Here is a 7,838-nt window from a genome sequence, read left to right as displayed (position 1 = left end):
TCCGCCTAAGCGACTTTATTAATATAACATTTCGTTATATTTTCGTCAACAACTTTTTTATTTAAAAGTTGTTTTCGTTTGTTTTCTTTGTTGTCTTTCGTGACAACGAATATAAATATACCAGTTCGTTTATTAAAATGCAATAGTTTTTCCAATAAAATTTTTAACATAGTAAAAAAATATAAAAACAGTACTATCTCCCTATGTAAAGTACCTTTCTTCTATATCGGAAATAAATCGCCAAGGTTTTACTTCTCTATACAAAACAACAAAAAGAAAAGCTTTGGAGAAATCTCCAAAGCTTAGTTTAGTCTTGTTTATGACGCATCGCTGGGAATAACAGCACATCACGAATAGATGGTGCATTTGTTAATAGCATAACAAGACGATCGATACCAATTCCAAGTCCACCTGTAGGAGGCATACCATACTCAAGTGCTTCGATATAATCATCGTCCATCATATGTGCTTCATCATTACCTTGCTCACGTTCTTTTAATTGTGCTTCAAAACGCTCTTTTTGATCGATCGGATCATTTAATTCTGTAAATGCATTTGCATGCTCACGAGCAACAATGAATAATTCGAAACGATCTGTAAAGCGTGGATCTTCATCATTCTTTTTCGCAAGAGGAGAAATTTCTACTGGATGACCATAGATAAATGTAGGTTGGATTAACTTTTCTTCTACCTTCTGTTCGAAGAATTCATTAATAATATGTCCAACTTCCATTGTATCTTTAATTTCTACACCATGCTCTTTCGCTAGTGTACGCGCTTCTTCAACGCTCATTGGATTCCAGAAATCCGCTCCAGAGTATTGTTTAATCGCATCTACCATATGAAGACGTGTCCATTCTGGCTCTAAATTAATTTCTTGCTCACCGTATTGGATTGTTGTTGTACCTAGCACTTGTTTCGCAATATGAGCGATCATATTTTCTGTTAGTTTCATAATATCTTTATAATCTGCATACGCTTCATATAATTCAATCATTGTAAATTCAGGATTATGACGCGTTGATACACCTTCATTACGGAATACACGACCGATTTCATATACTTTCTCTAAACCACCTACAATAAGGCGCTTTAAGTGTAACTCGATTGCAATACGCATATATAGTTCCATATCTAACGCATTGTGATGTGTAATGAATGGACGAGCAGATGCCCCACCCGCAATTGCATGCATCATCGGTGTTTCCACTTCAAGATAACCATTGTCATCTAAGTATCTTCTCATTTCACGAATGATTTTACTACGAGTAACAAATGTTTCACGACTTTCCATACTTGTAATTAAATCTAAGTAACGTTGACGGTAGCGTTGTTCAACATCTTTCAATCCATGATATTTATCCGGCAGCGGGCGAAGAGCTTTTGTTAATAATGTGAAGTCTGTCGCTTTTACTGAAAGCTCTCCTACATTTGTTTTGAAAACTTTCCCTTCAATCCCTACTAAATCACCTAAGTCAGCTGTCTTAAATAATTCATACTGCTCATCTCCAACAGCATCCTTACGAACATAGATTTGAACTTGTCCGTGTAAATCTTGAATATGTGCAAAACCTGCTTTCCCTTTACCTCGCTTTGTCATAATACGACCAGCAATAGAAACAGAGATTTCCTTCTCTTCTAATTCTTCTTTAGAGAACTCTCCATACAAGTTGAATAATTCTTTCGTTGAATGTGTACGCTCAAAACGTTTACCAAACGGATCGATTCCTTGTTCACGTAAATTATGTAACTTCTCGCGACGCACAAGCAATTGGTCGTTTAATTCTTCGTGGTTCATGTTATCCATGGTATTGATATCACTCCAGCTCTATTAAAATTTACAATATATACAGTATATCATTTTCTACCCAACTAGAAAAACTGCCAGTAGTATACTGGCAGTCTTCTTTCTTTCACGTAATTATAGGAAGTGAACGAGAGAATGTCAATCGTCTCCTCTTACTTCTACTTAACCAACATGAATTGTTTGTTGTTTCGCTTCTACTTCCTCTACAAACGCCCCTAATAAAGAAGCAAAGTCTCGACGCGTATTACAAGCATTAATCGCATTACGCACTCTCGCATTACCACTGACACCTTTTAGATACCAAGCTGCATGCTTTCTCATTTCCCTTACCGCAATATCTTCATTCTTTAAATCAATAAGGCGATCTAAGTGCAGCATACATACATCTATTTTCTCACGCACCATTGGTTCAGGCATTAATTCCCCTGTTTCTAAATATTTTACCGTACGATAAATCATCCATGGGTTACCAAGAGCTGCTCGACCTATCATAACACCATCAACACCAACTTCATCAAGCATACGTTTCGCATCTTGAGGTGTTTCTACATCACCATTTCCGATAACCGGAATATTTACAGATTGCTTTACTTGTTTAATAATATCCCAATCCGCTTTTCCTTCATACATTTGAACACGTGTACGACCATGAACCGCTACCGCTTGACCGCCTGCACGTTCAACCGCTCTAGCATTTTCAATTGCGAAAATGTGTTCCTCATCCCAACCAATACGCATTTTCACTGTAACTGGCTTTTCAACAGCATCTACAACCGCTGCTACCATTTCATATATTTTATTCGGGTCTAAAAGCCACTTTGCACCAGCATCACACTTTGTAATTTTTGGAACAGGGCAACCCATATTGATATCGATAATATCCGCTGTTGTGTTTTTATCTACATATCTCGCAGCGTCAACAAGCGTTTCTTTCTCACCACCAAAAATTTGCAAACTTAGCGGCTTTTCTCTCTCATCGATATATAGCATATCTAATGTTTTTTTGTTATTAAATAAAATCGCCTTATCACTTACCATTTCAGCACATACTAGACCTGCACCAAATTCCTTTACTGTTAAACGGAATGCAGAGTTACACACTCCCGCCATCGGTGCTAGCACAACCGGATTCTTCATCTCAATGTTTGCAATCTTTAACAATCAACTGCCTCCTTTCTTTATCCTCACTTTGGCATTAATTCATCTATTGAAATCTTTAATGTCTTCGCAACTTCTACTACAAAATCTTGAGTTGGAGTTCTATTCCCTCTCTCAACTTCTCCTAAAACAGATACAGATACCCCTAATTCCTTCGCAAAACCTTCTTGCGTATAACCTTTTAACTTCCGAAAAGCACGAATGCGTCTTCCCCATTTTTCTGCTTCCATACCGTTACTCCCTCTCGCCTTTTCATTTCATCTATTTGCGAACGTGAAATGTTTTGTTTTATATCTTGATTAATTTCTAACAACGGAACGATAACAAAAGCTCTTTCGAACATCCGCGGATGCGGAACAATAAGATTCTCTGCTTCAATATTTTCTTGATTATAAAGCAAAATGTCAAGGTCAACGGTTCGTGGTCCCCATCTAATTTCCCTTTTTCTTCCTAAACCATTCTCGACCTTTTGCGTTACTTTCAACAATTCTTGCGGCAATAAATTGGTAGAAATTTTTATAACTAAATTTAAAAAACGATTTTGTTCTGTATATCCAACTGGATCTGTTTCATATACAGAAGAAACATCTTCTACTCGAATATGGGGATTTTTATTTAACATTTCAATCGCTTGTGATAAATAAGCATAACGATCACCAATATTTGACCCTAAAGCAACATACGCTATATTTTTCATGGTCGTTCTCTCGTAATCTCTACCGCCACAGAACGATAATGCCCTGGTATTGGTGGATCTGGTTTAATAACTTTTACTGTGCACCGCGAAATACTTATATACTGCTTTAATATATTTGCCGCTATATTTTCTGCAATACTTTCTACAAGCTTGTATGTTCGGTCCTCAACCACTTGTCTACAAAATTCAAAGAGCTCTCCATAGTTTACCGAATGCTCTAAGTTATCACTTTCGCCCGCTTGTTTTAAATCCAATTCTACCGTTAAATCCACTCTAAATCTTTGGCCCAATTTATTCTCTTCTGGAAATACACCATGATAGCCATAAAACTCCATATCATGAATATAAATTTTATCCAATCATTTTACCCCCTTACCAATCATCGCATCCATCATCTTTGCCATACGTGCCATTTCCTTCACATCATGAACACGAATCATTTCACAACCTTTTTCAATTCCAAGACAAATCGATGCCCCTGTCCCTTCTACACGTTCCTCTACCGGTAAATCTAAAACATGCCCGATAAATGACTTTCTCGAAGTCGCAAGAAGAACTGGATATCCTAATACATGCAACTGTTCTAAATTACGCATTACTTCTAAGTTTTGTTCTGGCGTCTTCGCAAAACCGATACCTGGATCTAAAATAATATTTTCATCCGGTACACCTGCATCTTTTGCAATTTTAACACTCTCATATAAATCCGCAATCATATCAGCTATAAGATTGCGGTAATTTGTATTCTCACGATTATGCATCAAAATAATCGGCACATTATAACGAGCTGCAACTTCTGCAATTTTCGGTTCCGCCTTTGCTCCCCACACATCATTAATAACATGGGCACCCGCTTCAATCGCTTGCTTAGCTACTTCAGCTTTATACGTATCGATCGAAATAGGTACTTTCACTTCTTTTGATACCGCTTGAATCATCGGAATTACACGCCCCAGCTCTTCTTCCACCGAAACTTTTGCGAAACCAGGACGAGTTGATTCTCCACCTATATCAATAATATCTGCACCGTTTTCTACCATTTCTTTTGCATGACTTACAGCTGCGTTCACCTCATCGAAGTTCCCACCATCTGAGAATGAGTCCGGTGTAACATTTAAAATCCCCATGATTAATGTCTTTTTATTTAAATCTAATGTATATTCGCCGCAGCGCAAATCATAATTCCACTTCACACTACACATCTCCTCTTCGCAGTTCATTCCGGCTCCAAAGATTTTCTCTATGCATTTCATATACACGTATTAGAGACTTTGTAACCTTTCCTTCTTTACCAGGGAAATCACTTTCGCCAATCTGATTAAGCGGAACAATTTCTTGAATAGAATTTGTTACAAACACCTCATCAGCAGAAAGCAGTTCCTTTTGTGTAAAGAAACCTTCTTCCACATGTACATCTAATACTTCAGCAATTCTTATAATAAAAGCACGAGTGATTCCATTTAAAATCCCCGTTTCAAGTGATGGCGTATATAAAACACCTTCCTTTACAAAAAAGAGATTCGAAACAATCCCCTCCGCAACGTGACCTGCTTCAGTAAAGAAAATCCCTTCTTTATCCGGTGCATCTCCAATTTCACGTTTCCCTAAAATGTTATTTAAATAGTGATGAGACTTTAAACGAAATGCTCCTTCTGGCGTATTTCGTGTTTGTTTCAAAACAACGCCTTCCTTTTCCACTACACTCGGAACTGCCAAAGGCTTTATAAATACGATAACAGAGGGCCCTTCATAAGCCCCTGTTTGTAAACCTATTTCATCTATACCAGCTGAAACATTAAAACGAATATATGCATGTTCTAACCCATTTCTTACGAGTAATTCCTGTAAAATACGCAGCACATCATCTTTCGTCATCGTCCATTCAATTTGCAAAGTAGAAAGAGCACCCATTAAGCGTTCATAGTGATCATCTAATAAAAATGGATGCCCGTTATAAATACGAAATGTCTCAAAAACCCCTAGGCCATATAAATATCCATGGTCATAAGGAGAGATTTTTGCTTCATCCGCTTCTACATATGTGCCATTTACATAAATTAGCATGACGATACACTCGGACTATAACTACGAATAAAGTTCTGCAGTAACTCTTTCCCATGTGAAGTCATAATAGACTCTGGATGAAATTGCACCCCTTCAATTGGCAATGTTTTATGACGAAGCGCCATAATTTCTCCCTCTTCTGTCCAAGATGTCACCTCTAAACATTCTGGCAATGTTTCTTTTTTGACAATAAGAGAATGGTACCGCGTTGCTGTAAATGGATTCGGAATATCTACAAAAATCGTTTTTCCATCATGATACATCGGAGAAGTTTTCCCGTGCATTAAACGATCTGCACGAACAACATCTCCTCCAAATACTTGCGCAATCGATTGATGACCTAAGCACACACCAAAAATAGGAATCTTTCCTGCGAAATATTTAATGACATCCATACTTATACCAGCTTCATTAGGACTACAAGGTCCTGGTGAAATCATTAAAAAGTCTGGTTTCATTTGTTCAATGTCCGAAACCGTAACTTCATCATTACGTTTAACAACGAGCTCTTGTCCAAGTTCTCCAAGAAATTGTACTAAATTAAATGTAAAAGAATCATAATTATCAATCATCAATATCATTTCTCTCACCTAACCGTTTCTTCGCTGCTTTCTTTCGCATGCCATAGGGCGATTGCTTTTTTCAACGATTCTTTATACTCATTTTTTGGATTTGAATCAATTACAATTCCTGCCCCGGCCTGCACATACGCTTGACCATCCTTTGCAAGAAGCGTACGAATCACAATATTTAATTCCATATCTCCTGAGTAACCAATCCATCCAATTGAACCTGTATAAATCCCGCGGCGAACAGGCTCTAATTCTTCGATAATTTCCATCGTACGGATTTTCGGTGCACCCGTAATCGTTCCACCTGGAAACACAGCTCTTACTAAATCGAAAGCATCCTTATCCGGTTCAACCTCACCCCGAACATTTGAAACGATATGCATAACATGTGAGTATTTTTCGATTACCATAAATTCATCTACTTCTACAGTTCCATACTTACAAACTCGCCCTAAGTCATTACGCTCTAAATCTACAAGCATGACATGTTCTGCACGTTCTTTTTCATTTTCAATTAACTCTTTTGCCAAGATTTCATCTTCTTGTTCATTTTTCCCGCGAGAACGTGTACCGGCAATCGGACGAGTGCTCACTTCATTCTCTTGTTTTTTAATTAACAATTCCGGTGAACCGCTAACAATTTGAAAATCCCCAAGCTCTAAGTATCCCATATATGGTGATGGGTTAATTTCACGAAGGCTCGTATAAATTTCTAGTGGATGTGTTTGTAATGTTTTCTCTTGTCTTGTAGACAGATTTACTTGAAACACATCTCCAGCTCCAATGTATTCTTGAATACGCTGAACAGCTTTCATAAATCCTTCTTCTGTAAAAGCTACTGCTTCATTTCTATTTTCAGGACATTCAAATGGCACTTTAACTTCAGGAGCTTCCTTCACCCAAACGCTCTTCCATTCATTCAAACGCCCTTCTGCTTCTTCACGCTCATCTATATAATGTGTAATAATCCACAACACTTTCTCTTGTTGATCATACACAAACACGTCATCAAATAACAAAAAGAATATGTCAGGTATATCCACGTCATCCACTGCAAAGGAAGGAAGTTTCTCAATATAACGGATACAGTCGTAACTAAAATATCCGATTGCGCCTCCTTGAAACGGCGGGTAGTCTGGATTATGATCCGTTTTCCATCGTTCCATATACTTTTTCATTAAATCTAAAGGATTACCTTGTTCTATTGTTTCCTTACCACTTTCACTTATATGTAACGTTTCATTCTTCCCCTGAATCACCGCTACAGGATCAAGCCCCGCGATACTATAGCGACCCCCTCGTCCACTTTCTAACAAAATATGTTGATTCTTATTCTGAGAAAGAAACTTATACTGCTTAAAAAAATCTAACTGATATGGAATAGAAAGCGCTAAAGATTTTCTTTGCTGCATACCAACACCCCGTCTTCTTTTATCCCACTCCCTTAGAACTATCATCTCAAATTATAGATGTTTAGTGTGAAATAATTGTCCTTGGGAGCTAGTGAAAATAATTTAACTTTACTACTACTTATTTTACA

General features: G+C 37.5%; 9 protein-coding genes. All 9 read right to left on the bottom strand.

Going from position 1 to position 7,838, the window contains the following annotated elements; genetic code table 11:
• Positions 1-307: 307 nt before the first annotated feature.
• Positions 308-1,807: a lysine--tRNA ligase gene (gene lysS / locus LOK41_RS22875; RefSeq protein ID WP_241818430.1), complete on the bottom strand. Its 1,500-nt coding sequence runs from the start codon at positions 1,805-1,807 to the stop codon at positions 308-310.
• A 162-nt stretch (positions 1,808-1,969) separates the two neighbouring features.
• A complete protein-coding gene (gene dusB / locus LOK41_RS22870) occupies positions 1,970-2,968 on the bottom strand; it encodes a tRNA dihydrouridine synthase DusB (protein ID WP_241818429.1) in 999 nt (332 codons plus the stop codon).
• Between the two features lie 23 nt (positions 2,969-2,991).
• Complete coding sequence (locus LOK41_RS22865) at positions 2,992-3,195, bottom strand: helix-turn-helix domain-containing protein (RefSeq protein WP_174102927.1); 204 nt, start codon at positions 3,193-3,195, stop codon at positions 2,992-2,994.
• On the bottom strand, positions 3,147-3,662 hold the full coding sequence (gene folK, locus LOK41_RS22860; RefSeq protein ID WP_241818428.1) for a 2-amino-4-hydroxy-6-hydroxymethyldihydropteridine diphosphokinase: 516 nt from the start codon (positions 3,660-3,662) through the stop codon (positions 3,147-3,149). Before folK ends, LOK41_RS22865 begins: the two co-directional genes overlap by 49 nt.
• On the bottom strand, positions 3,659-4,021 hold the full coding sequence (folB, locus tag LOK41_RS22855; RefSeq protein WP_241818427.1) for a dihydroneopterin aldolase: 363 nt from the start codon (positions 4,019-4,021) through the stop codon (positions 3,659-3,661). The genes folK and folB overlap by 4 nt, the downstream gene beginning before the upstream one ends.
• The gene (gene folP, locus LOK41_RS22850; RefSeq protein WP_241818426.1) at positions 4,022-4,882 is read right to left on the bottom strand and encodes a dihydropteroate synthase; all 861 of its coding nucleotides are present in this window, start codon (positions 4,880-4,882) and stop codon (positions 4,022-4,024) included.
• Entirely contained in the window at positions 4,857-5,726 is an 870-nt protein-coding gene (gene pabC, locus LOK41_RS22845) for an aminodeoxychorismate lyase (protein WP_241818425.1), read from the bottom strand. The genes folP and pabC overlap by 26 nt, the downstream gene beginning before the upstream one ends.
• Entirely contained in the window at positions 5,720-6,307 is a 588-nt protein-coding gene (gene pabA, locus LOK41_RS22840) for an aminodeoxychorismate/anthranilate synthase component II (protein ID WP_241818424.1), read from the bottom strand. Before pabA ends, pabC begins: the two co-directional genes overlap by 7 nt.
• 5 nt (positions 6,308-6,312) lie before the next feature.
• Complete coding sequence (gene trpE, locus LOK41_RS22835) at positions 6,313-7,710, bottom strand: anthranilate synthase component I (RefSeq protein ID WP_241818423.1); 1,398 nt, start codon at positions 7,708-7,710, stop codon at positions 6,313-6,315.
• Positions 7,711-7,838 lie beyond the last annotated feature (128 nt).

The sequence above is a fragment of the Bacillus sp. TL12 genome (assembly GCF_022625245.1).
Lineage (GTDB): Bacteria > Bacillota > Bacilli > Bacillales > Bacillaceae_G > Bacillus_A.
Note: the sequence above shows the minus strand (reverse complement) of the source record. Positions and strands in the feature narration are given on the sequence as shown.